1 protein-coding gene is annotated in these 696 nt (G+C 50.4%); it reads left to right on the top strand.

The window, feature by feature from the left end; genetic code table 11:
- Positions 1-641: HlyD family secretion protein (locus tag R8N47_RS25305; RefSeq protein ID WP_318186123.1), on the top strand; the 641-nt coding region annotated here is incomplete at its 5' end.
- Between the last annotated feature and the right edge of the window lie 55 nt (positions 642-696).

The raw sequence follows: 696 nt of genomic DNA, 5'->3' as shown, positions 1-696 counted from the left end.
CTCAACAACAACGAGATGATGCGCAGAGTAGTGCAACAGCGGCAAAAGCGAATTTGCTAGCAGCAAAAGCCCGCCTAAAAGAGCTAGAAGTAAGCCGCGGCGAGCTCGGCGAAGCTAACGTCAACGTGCGTGTTGCTCAGAACCAGCTAAAACAAGCGGAGCTTAACCTTTCTTACACTCAAGTAAGTGCCGAGCACGATGGTGTTATCACGAACTTGCAGTTAGAGACAGGTGCTTACGCCGCTGCGGGGACGCCACTTATCGCACTGGTTTCGGATCAAGTTGATGTTATTGCGGACTTTCGCGAGAAAAGTTTGCGTCATTTTAACCGAGATAGTCGAGCACTGGTGGCCTTCGATAGTTTGCCAGGAGAGGTTTTTGAAGCCCGCATTACCAGTTTGGATGCCGGGGTAAGCTCGGGTCAATTTGATGCAGACGGCCGCCTCGCGACACCAACAGATTCCAACCGCTGGGTGAGGGATGCTCAGCGTTTGAGATTGCATTTGTCTATCAACGAACAGCCACAAGCTTTCCCGGCTGGTGCTCGTGCGACGGTACAACTATTGCCTGATAGCACGATTTCAGGTTGGCTGGCTCGTCTGCAAATTCGTTTTTTGAGTACTTTGCATGACATCTATTAATTGGGAGGTGGTATCAAATTATGGGACCACCCCATGTCTGAGAACGATTTCAGAC

The organism is Vibrio sp. 2132-1, from assembly GCF_033344315.1.
Note: the sequence above shows the minus strand (reverse complement) of the source record. Positions and strands in the feature narration are given on the sequence as shown.